The organism is Synechococcus sp. EJ6-Ellesmere (assembly GCF_024345875.1).
Taxonomy (GTDB): domain Bacteria; phylum Cyanobacteriota; class Cyanobacteriia; order PCC-6307; family Cyanobiaceae; genus Regnicoccus_A; species Regnicoccus_A antarcticus.
On the sequence record NZ_JAGQBY010000069.1, the window covers coordinates 1 to 15,964 of the forward strand.

At 67.1% G+C, this 15,964-nt stretch carries 15 protein-coding genes, 2 tRNA genes and 1 pseudogene; 10 read left to right on the top strand and 8 right to left on the bottom strand.

The window, feature by feature from the left end; genetic code table 11:
• From KBY78_RS08945 to murA, 4 genes are all read right to left on the bottom strand, one after another.
• Positions 1-830: Mur ligase family protein (locus tag KBY78_RS08945; RefSeq protein WP_255143295.1), on the bottom strand; the 830-nt coding region annotated here is incomplete at its 3' end.
• A gap of 14 nt (positions 831-844) precedes the next feature.
• Positions 845-1,954 carry an aspartate aminotransferase family protein gene (locus tag KBY78_RS08950; protein ID WP_255143305.1) on the bottom strand — a complete coding sequence of 370 codons (1,110 nt, stop codon included), beginning with the start codon at positions 1,952-1,954 and terminating at the stop codon, positions 845-847.
• An 80-nt stretch (positions 1,955-2,034) separates the two neighbouring features.
• A tRNA-Leu gene (locus KBY78_RS08955) sits at positions 2,035-2,116 on the bottom strand.
• A 32-nt stretch (positions 2,117-2,148) separates the two neighbouring features.
• A complete protein-coding gene (murA, locus tag KBY78_RS08960) occupies positions 2,149-3,450 on the bottom strand; it encodes a UDP-N-acetylglucosamine 1-carboxyvinyltransferase (RefSeq protein WP_255143296.1) in 1,302 nt (433 codons plus the stop codon).
• 194 nt (positions 3,451-3,644) lie between these two features.
• Here murA and KBY78_RS08965 point away from each other — a divergent pair.
• The 5 genes from KBY78_RS08965 to trpC all read left to right on the top strand — a co-directional run bounded on the left by KBY78_RS08965 (position 3,645) and on the right by trpC (position 7,329).
• Positions 3,645-3,728 (top strand) — tRNA-Leu (locus tag KBY78_RS08965).
• A 77-nt stretch (positions 3,729-3,805) separates the two neighbouring features.
• Entirely contained in the window at positions 3,806-4,054 is a 249-nt protein-coding gene (locus KBY78_RS08970) for a hypothetical protein (protein WP_006170221.1), read from the top strand.
• Complete coding sequence (locus KBY78_RS08975) at positions 4,029-4,901, top strand: RNA methyltransferase (protein WP_255143297.1); 873 nt, start codon at positions 4,029-4,031, stop codon at positions 4,899-4,901. The genes KBY78_RS08970 and KBY78_RS08975 overlap by 26 nt, the downstream gene beginning before the upstream one ends.
• A complete protein-coding gene (gene lpdA / locus KBY78_RS08980; protein ID WP_255143298.1) occupies positions 4,898-6,346 on the top strand; it encodes a dihydrolipoyl dehydrogenase in 1,449 nt (482 codons plus the stop codon). Before KBY78_RS08975 ends, lpdA begins: the two co-directional genes overlap by 4 nt.
• A 98-nt stretch (positions 6,347-6,444) precedes the next feature.
• Positions 6,445-7,329, top strand: coding sequence for an indole-3-glycerol phosphate synthase TrpC (gene trpC / locus KBY78_RS08985; protein WP_037979414.1), 885 nt, complete (start codon positions 6,445-6,447; stop codon positions 7,327-7,329).
• Between the two features lie 117 nt (positions 7,330-7,446).
• Here trpC and rpsD read toward each other — a convergent pair whose 3' ends face one another.
• A complete protein-coding gene (rpsD, locus tag KBY78_RS08990; RefSeq protein WP_255143299.1) occupies positions 7,447-8,055 on the bottom strand; it encodes a 30S ribosomal protein S4 in 609 nt (202 codons plus the stop codon).
• A 73-nt stretch (positions 8,056-8,128) separates the two neighbouring features.
• Here rpsD and yidD point away from each other — a divergent pair, with 73 nt between their 5' ends.
• From yidD to aqpZ, 4 genes are all read left to right on the top strand, one after another.
• On the top strand, positions 8,129-8,425 hold the full coding sequence (gene yidD / locus KBY78_RS08995) for a membrane protein insertion efficiency factor YidD (protein ID WP_255143300.1): 297 nt from the start codon (positions 8,129-8,131) through the stop codon (positions 8,423-8,425).
• Complete coding sequence (locus tag KBY78_RS09000; protein WP_255143301.1) at positions 8,422-8,727, top strand: glutaredoxin family protein; 306 nt, start codon at positions 8,422-8,424, stop codon at positions 8,725-8,727. Before yidD ends, KBY78_RS09000 begins: the two co-directional genes overlap by 4 nt.
• A 51-nt stretch (positions 8,728-8,778) precedes the next feature.
• Complete coding sequence (locus KBY78_RS09005; RefSeq protein WP_255143302.1) at positions 8,779-10,305, top strand: UDP-N-acetylmuramoyl-L-alanyl-D-glutamate--2,6-diaminopimelate ligase; 1,527 nt, start codon at positions 8,779-8,781, stop codon at positions 10,303-10,305.
• A 123-nt stretch (positions 10,306-10,428) separates the two neighbouring features.
• Entirely contained in the window at positions 10,429-11,151 is a 723-nt protein-coding gene (gene aqpZ / locus KBY78_RS09010) for an aquaporin Z (RefSeq protein ID WP_006170229.1), read from the top strand.
• 12 nt (positions 11,152-11,163) lie between these two features.
• On the opposite strand, the gene KBY78_RS09015 is transcribed toward aqpZ, so the two are convergent.
• Positions 11,164-12,342 (bottom strand): aminotransferase class V-fold PLP-dependent enzyme, encoded by a 1,179-nt coding sequence (locus KBY78_RS09015; protein ID WP_255143306.1) that lies wholly within the window; start codon positions 12,340-12,342, stop codon positions 11,164-11,166.
• A 523-nt stretch (positions 12,343-12,865) separates the two neighbouring features.
• Between KBY78_RS09015 and KBY78_RS09020 the strand changes: the two genes are divergently transcribed.
• A complete protein-coding gene (locus KBY78_RS09020) occupies positions 12,866-13,231 on the top strand; it encodes a transposase (RefSeq protein WP_255143303.1) in 366 nt (121 codons plus the stop codon).
• Positions 13,232-13,838: 607 nt separating this feature from the next.
• On the opposite strand, the gene istB is transcribed toward KBY78_RS09020, so the two are convergent.
• Positions 13,839-14,561, bottom strand: coding sequence for an IS21-like element helper ATPase IstB (gene istB, locus KBY78_RS09025; RefSeq protein WP_255143304.1), 723 nt, complete (start codon positions 14,559-14,561; stop codon positions 13,839-13,841).
• 493 nt (positions 14,562-15,054) lie between these two features.
• A pseudogene (locus KBY78_RS09030) lies at positions 15,055-15,909 on the bottom strand (IS21 family transposase); the annotation flags it as partial.
• Between the last annotated feature and the right edge of the window lie 55 nt (positions 15,910-15,964).

A 15,964-nucleotide genomic window follows, 5' to 3' on the forward strand; every position in this document is an offset into this window, starting at 1 on the left:
CGGGCTGCCTCGAACCCCTCAACGATGGCCTGATCGGGGATCGTCCAGCCCCGTTGGCGCAGGGCTTGCACCAGGCCGAGGGCCACGGCTGCGTTGTGGCGCTGCACCAGTCCGGGCAGGCCGCTGCGCCAGCGCAGATGCCCGGCCACCAGATCCCCCTCGGCCGTGGCGAGCGGGTCGACCCAGCGCAAGCTGCTCCCGCTCTCGACGGCGCGCCGGCGCAGCACGGAAGCGGCCTCGGGGTGCTGAGGGCCGCTCACCGCCAGGCTGCCGCGGCTGAAGATCCCCGCTTTTTCAGCGGCGATGGCCGCGATGCTGGAGCCGAGCACTTCGGCATGGTCCATGCCGATGGCGGCGAAGCCCAGCACCTGGCGCTCGGGATGGACGGTGGTGGCATCCAGCCGTCCCCCCAGGCCCACCTCCAGCACCACCAGATCGAGGCCTGCCTCGGCGAAGGCCTGAAAGGCCGCCAGGGTCACCAGCTCGAAGGGGGTGAGATCGTGACGCCGGGCCAGGGGCTGCAGATCGCTCAGCAGCCGGCGCAGCTCCGGGGCGGTGATCGGTTGGTCCCCCAGCTGGATCCGCTCGCACCAGCTCACCAGGTGGGGAGAGGTGTAGAGCCCGGCCTGCAGGCCACTGGCCAGCAGGGCTGCGTGCACCAGGGTGCAGATCGATCCCTTGCCGTTGGTGCCCGCCACCTGCACCGCTGCGAAGCGGCGCTCGGGATGGCCCAGCTCCGCCAGGGCCCTGCGCATCCGCTCCAGTCCCAGGTCAACACCGCGGCGGCTGAACGGCTCGATCAGATCGGCGAACGAATCGATGGCTGGCACCGGATTGAAGGCAGTCAGGGCGGTCCCCGCCGCACCACCCTTGGACCGGCGGGCACCACCAGTAAGCCCTTCTCAAGCGCCGACTGCACGATCTGCGGGGCGGTGGGGGCTTCCGGCCTGAGCACCAGGCCCTGGAGCAGGCCCCAGCCACGCACCCCCTCCAGAAGCTGGGGGTGGCGGCTCACCAGCTCAGCCAGCAACTGCTGCAGCAGCTCGCCCATGCGCTGCACGTGGGGCACCAGAAGCCGCCGCTCCAGCTCCTGGGCCACGGTCAGGGCGGCGCGGCAGGCCAGGGGGTTGCCCCCGAAGGTGCTGGCGTGGTCGCCGGGACGGAAGTGATCGAAGGCTTGCTTCACCGCCAGGGCGCCGATCGGGAAGCCCCCGCCCAGCCCCTTGGCCGTGGTGAAGGCATCGGGCTCGACGCCCAGTTTTTCGTAGCCCCAGAGACAGCCGCTGCGGCCCATGCCGATCTGGACCTCGTCGAAGATCAGCAGGATGCGGTGCTGATCGCAGAGCTGGCGCACCCGCTGGAAGAAGGCCGGATCGCCGGGGTTGACGCCCCCCTCCCCCTGCAGGGGCTCCAGCATCACGGCCGCCACCCGTGGACCGTCGGCTTCGCTGCGGCTGAGCAGAGCTTCGAAGGCGGCGGTGTCGTTGTAGGGAAAAAAGTGGAATCCCTCCACCATCGGCTCGAAGCCTTTGTGGTATTTGGGTTGACCGGTGGCGCTCACGGTCGCCAGGGTTCGGCCATGGAAACTGGCCTGGGCTGTGAGGATCAGCGGCCGCTCGATCCCACGCACCTGATGGCCGTGCTTGCGGGCCAGCTTGATGGCGGCCTCATTGGCTTCGGCGCCGGAATTGCAGAAGAAGACGCGGTCGGCGCAGCTGCGCCCAACGATCCAGCGGGCCAGTTCCTCCTGCTCGGGGATCTTGTAGAGGTTGGAGACGTGCTGAAGCCGGCCCAGCTGTTTGCCCAGGGCCCGCCGCATCACTCTGTCGCTGTGGCCGAGAGTGCAGGTGGCGATCCCGGCCACGCAGTCGAGGTAGCGACGCCCGTGCTGGTCACGGACCCACCCCCCCCGGCCTTGGACGGGCGGGGGAGGCAGGGGGGCATAGGTGAACATCACCGCCGAAACCGGGGTGTGAGCCACCGCCAGCGGTGCCTGGGGCTGGGGAGGGGGCTGGCTGGCCCGAGGCAGGGTGATGGGAGCGGTGGGACTTGAACCCACATGCCCGAGGGCGCTCGATTTTGAGTCGAGTCCGTCTACCAATTCCGGCACGCTCCCGCAGGGGCCACTTTACGCGGGCAGGAGAAAGTTCAGGACTCCAGGCGCCTGATCGAGGCGCCGACGGCGTTGAGCTTGCCTTCGAAATCGGCGTAGCCCCGATCAAGGAACTCCAGTCCCTGAACGGTGGTGATGCCATCAGCGGCCAGGCCGGCCAGCACCATCGCGGCCGAGGCGCGCAGGTCGGTGCCCTGCACGGGAGCTCCGCTGAGACGGGCCACCCCCTCCACCAGGGCGGTGTTGCCCTGCATGCGGATGTCGGCGCCCATGCGCTGCAGTTCAGCCACGTGCTGGAGGCGGTTCTCGAAGATGTTCTCCACCACCATGCTGGTGCCCCGCGCGGTGGCCAGCACGCTCATGAACGGGGCTTGCAGATCGGTGGGGAAGCCGGGGAAGGGTTGGGTGCGCAGGTCGACGGCCTGGATGTGTTCGGCGCGCAGGGTCATGCCCTCGCCGTCGGGAATCAGCTCGCAGCCCACATCCACCAGTTTGTTGAGTACGGCGCCGAGGTGATCGGGGATCACCGGGGTGACGCGCAGGGCGGAACGGGTGATGGCGGCGGCCAGGAGGAAGGTGCCGGCTTCAATGCGGTCGGGGATCACGGCGTAATCGGCTCCGTGCAGGCGATCGACGCCATCGATGACGATCGTGGGAGTGCCGGCGCCCTGGACTCGGCCGCCCATGGCGTTGAGCAGGCCGGCCAGATCCACCACCTCAGGCTCAAGGGCAGCGTTCTCGATCACCGTTTCCCCCTCAGCCAGGGCGGCGGCCATCATCAGGGTTTCGGTGGCACCGACGCTGGGGCATTCCAGGTGGATGCGGCCACCCGTGAGGCGCAGGCTGCGGCCCGGCACGGCGGCCGAAACCACTCCATGCTCAATGCTCACCTGGGCACCGAGGGTCTTGAGGCCTTTGACATGCTCGCTGACGGGCCTGGAGCCGATCTTGCAGCCGCCCGGCAGGGGGACCTTGGCCATGCCGAGCCGGGCGAGCAGGGGGCCGATGCAGAAGAAGCTCGCCCGCAGACTGTTCACCAGTTCATAAGGAGGAGTCGACTGGCTCAGGTGGCTGGCGTCGAGCTCCACCCAGTCGAGACCTCGTTTGACGCGAACACCAAGCGCGGTGAGGATCTCTCCCATCCCGGCGATGTCCGTCAGGGGGGGCACGTTGGTCAGGCGCAGGGTGTCGCGGCTGAGCAGACAAGCCGCCATCAGCACCAGGGCGGAGTTCTTGGCACCGCTGACCCGAACCTCACCGGAGAGCCGTCGTCCACCCATGATCTCCAGCTGGGGGGCAAGCAGGGAGGTGGGCGTCGGTGCGACGGTCAGGGTCATGGCGTTCGGGCCGACTTTTGGTTCCGGAATCTTGACAACCAAGCCGGCGACCGTCTAGGCGTCCGCCCAAGGAACTGTCATGGTTGGTTGCAAGTCTGCCTGATCGCCTCCAGCGCGGGGTCTGGGCTGTCGTGTCGCTGGTCTGTGCGGCCCTCCGTGATTTAAGGTTTCTCGGTCGCTTCGGCGGCACGCCAGCGGATGTGGCGGAATTGGTAGACGCGCTAGTTTCAGGTACTAGTGGCAGCAATGTCGTGGGAGTTCAAGTCTCCCCATCCGCACTTTTCCCCAGCCCAGCCCACGCCCTCATCTCCCCCCTGCCGGGGCCAGTGCTTCTAGCCGTGGTGCAGCCTCACCCATGATTGTCATTAAGATCACGAATTCTTCTGAAGTTGTTGCCAAGAAGATCGGCAAGTTTCTCGAGAGTCTCACCCCCGATGGCATGGATGAATCCACCATCGAAGACATCGTGGTGAGCCGGTTGGTGGAAAACCTCAGCAGCGAGGGCATCGAGGGTGAAGTGGCCTCGATCCGGGGTGTCGATCTTGAAGAGTCCGGGATCCTGATCAAGGACCCCATGCATGTGCGCCGCCGTCAGTCGTTCTGAGGCCAGCGAAGGGTCCCCCTGGGTCCCCCAGGCTCGTGAGCTGATCACCAGCCGCCGCAATCCGCTTGTGGGCCGGTTTCGCGCTCTTCACCAGCCCCGTGGCCGCCGTGAGCAGGGCCTGCTGCTGCTGGAGGGCACCCATCTGCTGGAGGAGGCCTTGCGCCTGGGCCTGCGGCCCAGTCAGGTGCTGGCCAGCCCCGGCTGGATCGAGCGTCACCGCTCCCTTCTGGAGGGCCACCCGCGCATGGCTGCCTTGCTGCAACCGGTCGCTGAGCCCGTCCTTGAGGCAGTGGCCACCACCGCCCATCCCGATGGGGTGGTGCTGACACTGCCGTGGCCGGAGCCGCCGGCTTGCGAGCGTGTTGATTTCGTGCTGGCGCTCGATCGTCTCCAGGATCCCGGCAACCTCGGCACCTTGATGCGCACCGCCCTGGCGGCGGGGGTGGAGGAGCTCTGGCAGGCCGAGGGGGCCGACCCCTTTCAGCCCAAGGTGCTGCGCGCGTCCGCTGGCGCGGCCCTGGCCCTGCCCTGCCGCCGGCTCGAGCAGCTGCTGCCCCGCCTGGAGTCCGCCCGCACAGACGGTGTTCAGGTGGTGGCCTCGGTGGTGGACGGTGGAATTCCCTATTGGCAGCTCGACTGGACCCTCCCCACGGTGCTGCTGCTCGGCAACGAGGGGGCCGGGCTGGCGCCGGAGTTGCTGGCGGCCAGCAGCCACCAGGTCACCATTCCCCACAGCGGGGCGGTGGAATCGCTGAACGTGGCGGTGGCCGCCGCGCCGCTGCTGCTGGAGCGCTGGCGTCAGCTGACGGGGGAGAATGCGGGGCAACAACCGCAGCAGCCCAGGTGAGCGACGCCAGTGCAGCCAGCTTTGACTTCGATCTGATCGTGATCGGTGCCGGTTATGGCGGCTTCGACGCCGCCAAGCATGCCGCCGACCATGGCCTGCGCACAGCGATCGTGGAGTCGCGTGACATGGGCGGCACCTGCGTGAACCGGGGCTGCGTGCCCTCCAAGGCCCTGCTGGCCGCCAGCGGCCGCGTGCGCGAGCTGGCCGACGCCGAGCACCTGCGCGGCTTCGGCATCCACGCAGCTCCGGTGCGCTTCGAGCGCCAGAAGATCGCCGACCACGCCAACCAGCTGGTGGCCACGATCCGCACCAACCTCACCAAGACGCTGGAGCGTGCCGGCGCCACGATCCTGCGGGGCAAGGGCAGGCTGGAGGGTCCCCAGCGGGTGGCGGTGCGCGAAGCCAGCGGCATCGAGCGGGTGTATTCCGCCCGCGACGTGATCATCGCCACCGGCTCCGATCCCTTCGTACCGCCCGGAATCGAAACCGACGGCCGCACCGTCTTCACCAGCGACGAGGCCATCAGCTTGGAGTGGCTTCCCCGCTGGATCGCGATCATCGGCAGTGGCTACATCGGCCTGGAATTCGCCGATGTCTATACGGCCCTCGGCTGTGAGGTCACGATGATCGAGGCCCTCGATCGGGTGATGCCCACCTTCGATCCCGACATCGCCAAGATCGCCGCGCGCAAGCTGATCGATGGCCGCGACATCGACGCCCGCTCCGGAGTGCTGGCCAAGACGGTGACCCCGGGATCGCCGGTGCGGATCGAGCTGGTGGAGATGGCCAGCCGCGAGCCGGTGGAGACCCTGGAGGTGGATGCGGTGCTGGTGGCCACAGGCCGGGTGCCCGTGAGCAAGGACCTCAACCTCGAGAGCGTCGGTGTGACGACCAACCGCGGCTTCATTCCGGTGGATGAGGCCATGCGGGTGCTGGTGGATGGCAACCCCGTGCCGCATCTCTGGGCCGTGGGCGATGTGACCGGCAAGATGATGCTGGCCCACACCGCTGCCGCCCAGGGGAGCGTGGCTGTGGACAACATCCTGGGCCACCAGCGCCTGATCGATTACCGCTCGATTCCGGCGGCCACTTTCACCCATCCCGAGATCAGTTCCGTGGGCTTGAGCGAAGCCGACGCCAAGGAGCTCGCCGCCGCCGATGGCTTCGAGCTGGGCCTGGTGCGCAGCTACTTCAAGGCCAATTCCAAGGCGCTGGCGGAGCTCGAAAGCGACGGTCTGATGAAACTGCTGTTCAACCGCTCCAGCGGTGAGGTGCTGGGGGCCCACATCTACGGTCTGCATGCCGCCGACCTGATCCAGGAGATCGCCAATGCCGTGGCCCGGCGCCAGAGCGTGCGCGAGCTGGCCAACGAGGTGCACACCCACCCCACCCTGAGCGAAGTGGTCGAGGTGGCCTACAAGCAGGCGGCCGCGGCCCTGGTCTGACCGCCCTGGTCTGACGGTCCACCAGGCAGGACTGTCGCAGGAGATCTCGGCGTCCACCGCTCCTACGATCTGAGTCCAGCATTCGTTGCCGTCAGCCCTTGGAGATCCGTCGTCGCCCGCCCAATCCCCCCGTGCGGGTGGCCCACATGCAATTCGGCATTCCCCATGAGGAGGCGGCTCCGCGCCACATCCTCGAGGAGATCGTCTGGGAGAAGGACCGGGAGGTGACCGCTTCGCGCGAGCGTGTGCCCCTTGAGAAACTCAAGCAGCAGGTGGCGGAACTCCCCTCCTGCCGCGACTTCGTGGCCTCCCTGCGGGCCAGTTGCCGCAAGCCGGCCGTGATCGCCGAGGTGAAGAAGGCCAGCCCGAGCAAGGGCGTGATCCGTGAGGATTTCGATCCTGTGGCTATCGCCCTCGGCTACCAGACCGGCGGCGCCAGCTGCCTCTCGGTGCTCACCGACAAGGCCTTCTTCCAGGGGGGCTTCGAGGTGCTGGTTGACGTGCGCCAGGCGGTGGAGCTGCCCCTGCTCTGCAAGGACTTCATCCTCACGCCCTACCAGCTGTATCAGGCCCGCGCCGCCGGGGCCGATGCCGCTCTGCTGATTGCCGCCATCCTCTCCGACCAGGACCTCATCTACCTGCTCAGGGTGGCCCACGCCCTTGGCCTGGCGGTACTGCTGGAGGTGCATGACGCCGCTGAGATGGAGCGGGCGCTGGCGCTTGAGGGCGTGGAGATGATCGGCATCAACAACCGCGATCTCACCAGCTTCCACACCGATCTGGCCACCACAGCGGAGCTGATGGCCCGCTACGGCGATCGCCTGCGGCAGAAGGGAGCGTTGCTGGTGAGCGAATCGGGGCTGAGCAGCCGCGATGATCTCGATCGGGTGATGGGGGCCGGCGCCGATGCGGTGCTGGTGGGTGAAGCCCTGATGCGCGAGGCTGATGTGACTGCCGCGCTGGAAGCCCTGATCGGCGGCTGAACTCCAGTGCCCCCGGGCAGAGGGGCACCATCCCCTGCCCGGCGGCTGCGAAGAAAAAACCCGTCTGGAGCCTGCACAGGGTGCGAAGGCTCCAGACGGGGATTGGGGTGGGCGAGATCAGACCTTGCGGCTGTAGAACTCAACCACCAGCAGTTCGTTGATCTCGAGGGCCACCCACTCGCGCTCGATCCGGCCGTTCACCTTGGCGGTGAACTTGTTCTTGTCGAGCTCGAGGTTGGGGGGGATGTTGGCCAGACCCGGGAATTCCAGGTTGCCTTCGGCGAGCTGGCGGCTGGCCTTGCGCTCACGCACCACGATCACGTCGCCGGCACGGCACTGGTAGCTGGGCACATCGACCACACGGCCGTTCACCGTGATTTGGCCGTGGTTCACCAGCTGGCGGGCACCGGGCACCGTGGGGCCGAAGCCGAGGCGGAAGCAGATGTTGTCGAGGCGGTTCTCCAGCAGCTTCAGCAGGTTGGTTCCAGTGGAACCCTCCTGGGCGCGCGCTTTCTTCACGTAGCGCACGAGCTGGCGCTCGGAGATGCCGTAGTTGAAGCGAAGTTTCTGCTTCTCTTCGAGACGGATGGCGTATTCGGAGCGCTTGCGACGGGCTTGGCCGTGCTGACCGGGGGGATAAGCCCGCTTGGCGAACTTACGGGTGAGACCGGGAAGGTCTCCCAAGCGCCGCGTGATCCTCAGGCGAGGGCCGCGGTAGCGAGACATGCAGACAGGAACAGAGGACGGGGTTCTGGAACGAAGCGCGCAGGCTGACCGTGGGCCAGGCCGTCCGGGGAGCATGCTGGAGGCATCCTCCAGGCACCCGGTCGTGCAACGACAGTTGTCGATCTTATCCGTTGGCTTCTCCGCCCTCAGCCAGGGGTTGCAGGTGGCCCTGCTCGCGCTGATCTCCGGCTACCGCCGCTGGATCTCGCCCGTTCTCGGTCCCCGCTGCCGCTTCATCCCCAGCTGCAGCGCCTATGGCCTTGAGGCGATCCAGCGCCATGGCCCCTGGCGGGGGGGCTGGCTCACCCTGAGGCGCCTGCTGCGCTGCCACCCCTTCACCCCCTGCGGTTGCGATCCGGTGCCCGAGTGAATCTGCCCGCCGCCCCCCTGCCAGAGCTGCTGCTCTACAGCCGCGATGGCTGTTGCCTGTGCGAGGGCCTGGAAGAGCGCCTGCGGGCCCTCGTGCCACCTCCACCGCTGCAGGTGGTGAATGTGGACCACGATCCCGAGCTGCAGGCCCGCTATGGGCTGGAGGTACCGCTGCTGGCGGTGCTGCGGCAGGGGCGGCCGCAGCTGTTGCCGCGGGTGGGGCCGCGGCTGGGGGGCGATGGCCTCCAGCGCTGGCTGTGGAAGTGTCTGGCCGAGCTGCCCGGCCCGCCTCCAAGCGCCTAAAACTGCGCGAACTCAAAAATGCCAGTCCCCGCCCCAGGGGATCACCTCCCGATGCCCCAGCTGCTTCATTCCCTTCTGCAGGACTGCGCTGTGGCGATTCCTGCCCAGTTGCCTGATGCCGTGGTCACCGGCCTGAGCTGCGATTCCCGCCGCGTGGCCGCCGGCACCCTGTTCATCGGCCTGCCCGGGAGCCAGGTGGATGGGGGCAGCTTCTGGCCCGCCGCCCTGGAGCGGGGGGCGGCGGCGGCGTTGATCGGGCCGGCGGCGGCGGCCCAGTGCCCGCCGGGGGCGGCCGATCCGGTCCTGGTGCTGGAGGACCCCGTGGCGGAATGGGCCGGCCGGCTGGCGGCCTCGTTCTGGCATGACCCCAGCCGGCGCCTGGCCCTGATCGGCGTGACCGGCACCAACGGCAAGACCACCACCACCCACCTGATCGAGCACCTCAGCGCCGGCTGCGGCCAGTCCACGGCCCTGTTCGGCACCTTGATCAACCGCTGGCCGGGACACAGCGTCACGGCGTCGCACACCACCGCCTTCGCCGATGTGCTGCAGGGTCAGCTGGCCCGGGCGGTGGAGGCCGGAGCTCAGCTGGCGGCCATGGAGGTGAGTTCCCACGCCCTCGATCAGCGCCGGGTGGCCGGCTGTCACTTCGCTGGGGCGGTGTTCACCAACCTGACCCAGGACCACCTCGACTACCACCCCTCGATGGAGGCCTACTTCGAGGCCAAGGCGAGGTTGTTCTCCTCGGAGCTGCTGGATGGCTCTGCCGTGGTCAACATCGACGATCCCTGGGGCGCCCGGCTGGCCGAGCGGCTCTCGGGGCAATTGGGGGAGCGGCTCTGGCGCAGTTCCCTGGCTGTGGCGGGCGCTGACGTGGGTCCCGAGGCTCTGCCCGAGCTGCGTCTGGACGAGCTGATCTTCGCCGCCGATGGGGTGAGCGGCACCCTGATCACGCCCCTGGGATGCGGGGCGTTCCGTTCCCCCCTGGTGGGCCGCTTCAATCTGATGAACCTGCTGCAGGCGGTGGGGGTATTGCAGCAGCAGGGCCTGCCGCTGGCCCAGCTGCTGGAGGCCATCCCCAGTTTCCGGGGCGTTCCCGGACGGATGGAGCGGGTGGTGCTCCCAGAGGCCGCTGAGCTGCCAGCGGTGCTGGTCGACTACGCCCACACTCCCGATGGTCTTGAAAATGCGCTGGCGGCCTGCCGTCCTTTCGCCAGGGGCCAGCTGGTGTGCGTGTTCGGCTGCGGCGGTGACCGCGACCGGGGCAAGCGCCCCCAGATGGCCGCGATCGCCGCGCGCCTGGCCGACCGGGTGGTGGTGACCTCCGACAACCCCCGAACCGAGGATCCCCAGCGCATCCTCGACGACGTGGTGGCCGGCATTCCATCCGGCACCGACCTGACGGTGGAGGTGGATCGGGCTGCGGCGATCGCGGCGGCCGTCGCCATGGCGGGCCCGAGCGATCTGGTGCTGATCGCCGGCAAGGGCCATGAGGATTACCAGATCCTGGGCACCACCAAAGTCCACTTCGACGACCGGGAAGAGGCGGAGAAGGCCCTGCGGGCGCGGCTCAGCTGAGCCGAACTGGGCGTGACAGAACCATTGATATCAGGGGGAATTCGCTGATGGATATCAGTCTGTCGAGTATCTTGCCCCACGTTGAGTTCTTCAATTAGCGATTCCATGTCTTCCCCCGTGCCCATGTCGAGGAAATTCCTCGCTGAGATGATCGGCACCTTTTGGTTGGTGTTCGGAGGTTGCGGCAGTGCTGTCCTGGCCGCTGTGTTTCCTTACGACCAAGCCGGGGCCAATCCCCTCGGGCTCGGTTTCCTTGGGGTGTCGCTGGCTTTCGGCCTCACCTTGTTGACCATGGCTTACGCCATCGGCCACATCTCCGGTTGCCACATCAATCCAGCGGTTACGTTCGGCCTCTGGGCCAGCGGCCGCCATCCTGGTTCGCAGCTGCTTCCTTACATCGCCGCCCAAGTGCTGGGGGGGCTGATTGCTGGGGGCCTCCTTCTGGGCATCGCCGGTGGTCGTCCCGGCTTCGAGCTGACGGGTAGCAACCCCCTCGCCACCAACGGTTTCGGGGCCCACTCCCCCGGTGGTTACGGCCTGGTGTCAGCTCTGGTGATCGAGGTGGTTCTCACCTTCATCTTCCTGCTCATCATCCTGGGGGTCACCCACAAGGATGCGATCAAGGACCTGGCCGGCGTGCCGATCGGCCTCAGCCTGGTGCTGATTCACCTGATCAGCATCCCGATCACCAACACCTCGGTCAACCCGGCCCGCAGCACTGGCGTGGCGTTCTGGGCAGGCGGCGATGCCATGGGTCAGCTGTGGCTGTTCTGGCTGGCGCCGATCGTCGGCGCCCTGCTGGCCGGCTGGGTGCAGCGCAACCTGCTGGATGGTCCGAAGGACTGAGCTCACAGGCTCCTAGGTGGGCCTGGTGAGTTCGGCCAGGGTCGTAAGAAGCACCTCCAGCTCCGCTCCCGTGGTGGTGATGTGGGTGCAGGCCCTGAGGCAATGGGGATCGTCGAGGGTGCGCAGCCAGATGGCTCGCTCTCCCAGCTGGCTCACCAGATCCCCTGGAGCGGCTCCCTCCACCACGAAGCTCACCAAGCCAGCCGGAGGTGGAACCTCCAGGAGGGGGTGCACACCCGGCAGCTGACTCAGGCCATGCCAGAGCTGCTGGCTGCGCTTCTGAATCAGCTCCAGCCGCTCCGGTGCCGGGGCCACCGCCTCCAGCAGCTCCAGCGACCGGCGCAGCCCGGCCAGCAGGGGCACGCAGGATGTGGCCACCTCAAAGCGCCTGGCATCTTGATGCCAGGCGCTTCCTTGATCATTTTCCTGGGCAAGGCTGCGCCAGCCGCCCATGGTGGGCTGTGCCTCAGCCAGCAGCCGCTCCGAGAGCGCCACTCCGCCCAGGCCCTCGGGGCCGCAGCACCACTTGTGGCCGGTGAAGGCATAGATGTCGGCCACGGCCGCCGCACCAGCGCCGCCAGTATCCGCCTCGTGCTCCGCCAGCGGCAGGCTCCCCACAGACTGGGCCGCGTCCACCAGCAGCCATGGCCGCCTGGGGTGCTGCTCCAGCCGGTGGGCCACGGCCTTGATCGGCATCAACTGGCCGGTGTTCCAGAGCAGGTGGGAGAGCACCACCAGGCGGGTGCGGCGAGTGAGGCTGGCCCCTAGGGCCTCCAGCACCGAGGCATTGGTACTGGCCAGATCGCCCCGCAGCCCTTTCACCGCCAGGGTGGAGATGCTGAGCCCTTCGCGGCGGGCCAGCTCCCGGCAGGCCGCCACCACGCCCGGATGCTCACAATCGCTGATCAGCAGCTCATCGCCCGCCTGCCAGGGCAGGCCCCACAGGGGCAGTACACAGCCACTCGTGACGTTCTCGGTGAGGGCCAGGCGCTCCGGCGGCACCCCGCAGAGCGCGGCCAGTGCCCCCCGCAAACTCCTCACTTCCCCCTCAAGCCACGGCCAGATGTCGGCGGTGAAGGGCCCAAGCTCCTGGATGGTCCGCCAGCTGGCCGTGATTGCCTCAAGCGAGGCGTTGGGCAGGGGGCCCTGGCCGCCGTAGTTGAAGTAGGTCTTGTTGGCCAGGGCGGGCATCAGCTCCCGCAGTTGCTCTGGGCTGAGGGGGCTGCTGAGATGGCCGGGCTCGCGGTTCACAGATCGATCGTGCTGTTGCCGAAGCATGGCAGCGCGATCACCATTCAGAACACGGTGGCGGAGGGGAGGGCAGCTCCGGGATCAACTGACTGGCAGACGAGCCATTGGGTATCGGCACCAACTGGGAGGTTCCAGCATTTATCTTCGTCATGATCGTCTTGGCGTCGTGACAACACGATCAACGGGCTGAATTCAGAAGTCCATTCGGAGTGTCTTCTGTGGTGTGAAAGAATTGCTGGACATAGGCATTCTGTCCATGGAGCGCATTCTCGGAATGCGGGCCCGTGGTGACTGAAGGCAACAGTTTCCAGACCTCACTTTGCCGTTCCAGGATATCCATGAGCTGCCATAGATGGAGGAATGATTGTCCTTCCAAAGCCTTGGGAACCCCAGAAAAACCCACTAAGGAACCCCTGAAAAACCCGCTAAAATCAATCCAGATCCAAGACTGAGACTGGAACGGATGGCCGCCCCCCTCCAGCTGGGCTTCACGGACTACGAGCAGATCTACGTCAAAAGGGGGACGCGTCGCCAGCGCTTCTTGTATGAGATGGAGATCACGGTTCCCTGGGAGGCGTTTCTGGCCTTGATTGAGCCCGTGTATCACAAGCCGTCCAGCAAAGGAGGCCGTCCGCCGATTCCTTTGGAGGAGATGCTGATCGATACGCCCTGCTTCCGCCGCTTCGCAGGGATCGAGACGATGGAAGGGAGGATCCCTGATGAGACGACGATCCTCAACTTTCGCCATCTGCTGGAAGAGCACCGGATCGCCGAGCAGATCCTCGAGGGTGTGAACCAGATGCTGAGCAAGAGGGGAGTGATGCTGTAGACGAAGTCGGCCGGAGGCCATGGGAAGGCACGATCCTTGATGCCACGATCATCAATGCCCCCAGCTCCACCCTTACCGAGGCCGCAGGCCGAGCGTGGCGGAGCCACTAGAACAAGGCTAAGGAGAGAGATCCTGAAATGCACTCGGTGGCCAAGGGCGAGCAGTGGTTCCACTGCTGCGCAGAAGGCTTCGCCTATGGAATGCTTTGCCATATCGGCGTTGATGCCGCATCTGGCCTGGTCAACTCGCTTGAGTGCCCGGTGTCAACTACGTAGGCGGGTCGCGTCAATTACGTAGGCGGGTTCCGCCCGCTTCTCCCCCTGCCATGGCAGGGGGAGGCGGCAGCAAAAACAGAGCCACCGCAGGCGACACGACAGATGGCCCACCTTGCCCCGGCCCTCTGCCATTGAGCAGGGACCTTCTGGTCGGCCCCAGACGTCAAGCCCGTTGGCTGGCGTTCTTGTTGTCGTCCCGCCTGAGCGCTGCAGCGGAGCGCACGAGCCGGCGGACCCCACGGTCCGGCGGCAGCGCGGAGCCCATCACCGGCACCTGGCGCCAGGGGTTGCTGGCAGTTGGCGGGTAATTGACGCCTGGTCGCGGCGACGAATCAGCGCGTGCTGGGGCGACCAAGGCGGCGGGCCCGCTTGCGGCGGTAGCTCTCGCCACTGATCTGAATCAGCGTGCTGTGGTCCACCAGCCGGTCCACCGCCGCCACCGTCATGGCACTGGTGGAGAAGACGTTCTCCCACTCGCTGAACGGCTGGTTGCTGGTCACCAACAGGGATTTCCGTTCGTAGCGGTGCATCACCAGCTCAAACAGCACCGAGGTCTCGGCCTCGTCCTTGCGCACGTAGCTGATGTCGTCGATCACCAGCAGGGCAAAGCGATCCAGTCGGGTCAGGGCCTTGGCCAGGGCGTAGTCGGCCTTGGCCCGCTGCAGCTCCTGCACCAGGGTGGTGGCGGAGAAGAAGCGTGCAGAGCGGTCCAGGGCGATCAGGCTGCGGCAGATGCCAGCCGCCAGGTGGGTTTTCCCCACACCGCTGGGGCCAAACAGCAGCAGGTTCTCGGCGCGGTCCAGCCAGCCGGTGTCGTGGGCGAGCTGCTCGATCTGGGGACGCTCCAGATCCGGGATGGCATTCCAGTCGTATTCCGCCAGGGTCTTGGGGACCGGCAGCTGGGCCTCATGCAACAGCCGCCGCTGACGGGTCTGATGCCGCTGCTGGTGTTCCTGCTCCGCCAGCACGTAGAGGTAGCTGGCTGGACTCCAGCCATCGGCTGTGGCCTGCTGCTCCGCTGCCTGCCACTGGCTGCGGAACTGGGGCAGTTTCAACTGTTTCAACAGGGATGGCAGAGCCGTTTCCAGCGCCGGCCGGCTGGGGGGTTCCACCCAGGAGTTCGTCATAGCTGCTGAGGGTGTGTTCAGGGATGTCGAGCTGTGGCATGGCCGCCAGGCCCCGGGGGGGGCGCAGGCCGTAGTGATCACGCAAGGCAGTGAGGTACAGCTCACCGCGGCGCAGCTGACGCCGCAGATAGCGCTCCACATCGGCGAGGTCGCCCTGTTTGGCGGCGACATGGAGGGCGTCCACCATGACCTTGGCCGCCTCATCCGGCGGCAGGGCCGCCAGGAGTTGGCGCCATAGCTGCCGCCAGTTCTCTCCTGGGAACAGGTCGGACTGCAGCTGGGCGCGCAACAGCGCTCTTGGCTTGCGCCTGAGGCTCTCGATCACATGGCGGAAATCGATCCGCCGCAGTGGCCCACTCTGGCCCGCTCGCCGGTGCAAGCGCGGCAGGGTCTCCACGAACTGGCTGCGCAGGAACAGATCCAGCCGGTCATGGCGCAGGTGCACCGTCAGCTGCTGGCCGATCAGCCGTGAGAGGACGCTGTAGGTGACCGAGCGCACCTCGATCGTGCTGGTGCTCCGCACCCGCGCCACCACCGGCTCGTAGTCGGCAAAGCGCTCCACCGGCAGGGGCTGCAGGTGCAGCTGCTCAATCTCCAGGTTCCCCTGCACCTGGTAGCGGCTGTTGAGGGTGGCGGTGACCTGAGCCACCAGCTGCCGGTACTCCGCCTCCGTTGAAAAGTCGCGGCTGCCGCGCTGGATCAGCTGCTGCTCCAGTCGGTGTTTCCAGTGCCGGTGCGGACCCTCGATCGCGCCGTTCTCGTGGGCGACGCCGCGGTTGTTGCGGGTGGCGATCACGCCCAGGTGAGAGCAGAGCTCGCGGTAGCGGCTGGTGTAGTCCCCCGCGTAGCTGCCGTCGCGGTTGCGGAAGCAGGCACTCAGGCTGTCGGTGCGGTGCTCCGCCGGCACCCCACCGCAAAGAGCGAGAGCGTTCTGCAGAGCCTCGGACAGGGCGACAAAGCTCTCACCGCCGTGGATCACTGCCACGTGACACCAGCCCGAATAGGGCAGACGGAAGTGGAACAGCCGGTGCTCCAGCACCTCCCCACAGATCGTGATCGGCTCGCCCTTGAGCACGGTGAAATCGGAGATCCCCAGAACGCCGGCGCGGTGCTCCTGCAGGAACATCACCTCCTGAGCCGGCCCGTGCAGGGCCCGCCATTGCTCGACGCGGCGTTGCAGGGTCCGCTTGCGCCGGTACCACTCCTGGCCCGGGAAGGTCCGCTCCAAGTGCAGCAGCAGCGTTTGGGGTTCAAGCTGCGGCGCCTTCTCGAGCATGGGCACCAGCACGGTGTCCCACACATCCGCCAGTGGATCAGCTCGGGTGCGCCAC

Coding starts and splice junctions, on each gene's coding strand:
- KBY78_RS08975 (WP_255143297.1), top strand. CDS start 4,029: ATGTGCGCCGCCGTCAGTCGTTCTGAGGCCAGCGAAGGGTCCCCCTGG.
- KBY78_RS09020 (WP_255143303.1), top strand. CDS start 12,866: ATGGCCGCCCCCCTCCAGCTGGGCTTCACGGACTACGAGCAGATCTAC.
- rpsD (WP_255143299.1), bottom strand. CDS start 8,055: ATGTCTCGCTACCGCGGCCCTCGCCTGAGGATCACGCGGCGCTTGGGA.
- KBY78_RS08950 (WP_255143305.1), bottom strand. CDS start 1,954: ATGTTCACCTATGCCCCCCTGCCTCCCCCGCCCGTCCAAGGCCGGGGG.
- KBY78_RS09005 (WP_255143302.1), top strand. CDS start 8,779: ATGCCCCAGCTGCTTCATTCCCTTCTGCAGGACTGCGCTGTGGCGATT.
- yidD (WP_255143300.1), top strand. CDS start 8,129: ATGCTGGAGGCATCCTCCAGGCACCCGGTCGTGCAACGACAGTTGTCG.
- KBY78_RS08970 (WP_006170221.1), top strand. CDS start 3,806: ATGATTGTCATTAAGATCACGAATTCTTCTGAAGTTGTTGCCAAGAAG.
- aqpZ (WP_006170229.1), top strand. CDS start 10,429: ATGTCGAGGAAATTCCTCGCTGAGATGATCGGCACCTTTTGGTTGGTG.
- KBY78_RS09015 (WP_255143306.1), bottom strand. CDS start 12,342: ATGCCCGCCCTGGCCAACAAGACCTACTTCAACTACGGCGGCCAGGGC.
- murA (WP_255143296.1), bottom strand. CDS start 3,450: ATGACCCTGACCGTCGCACCGACGCCCACCTCCCTGCTTGCCCCCCAG.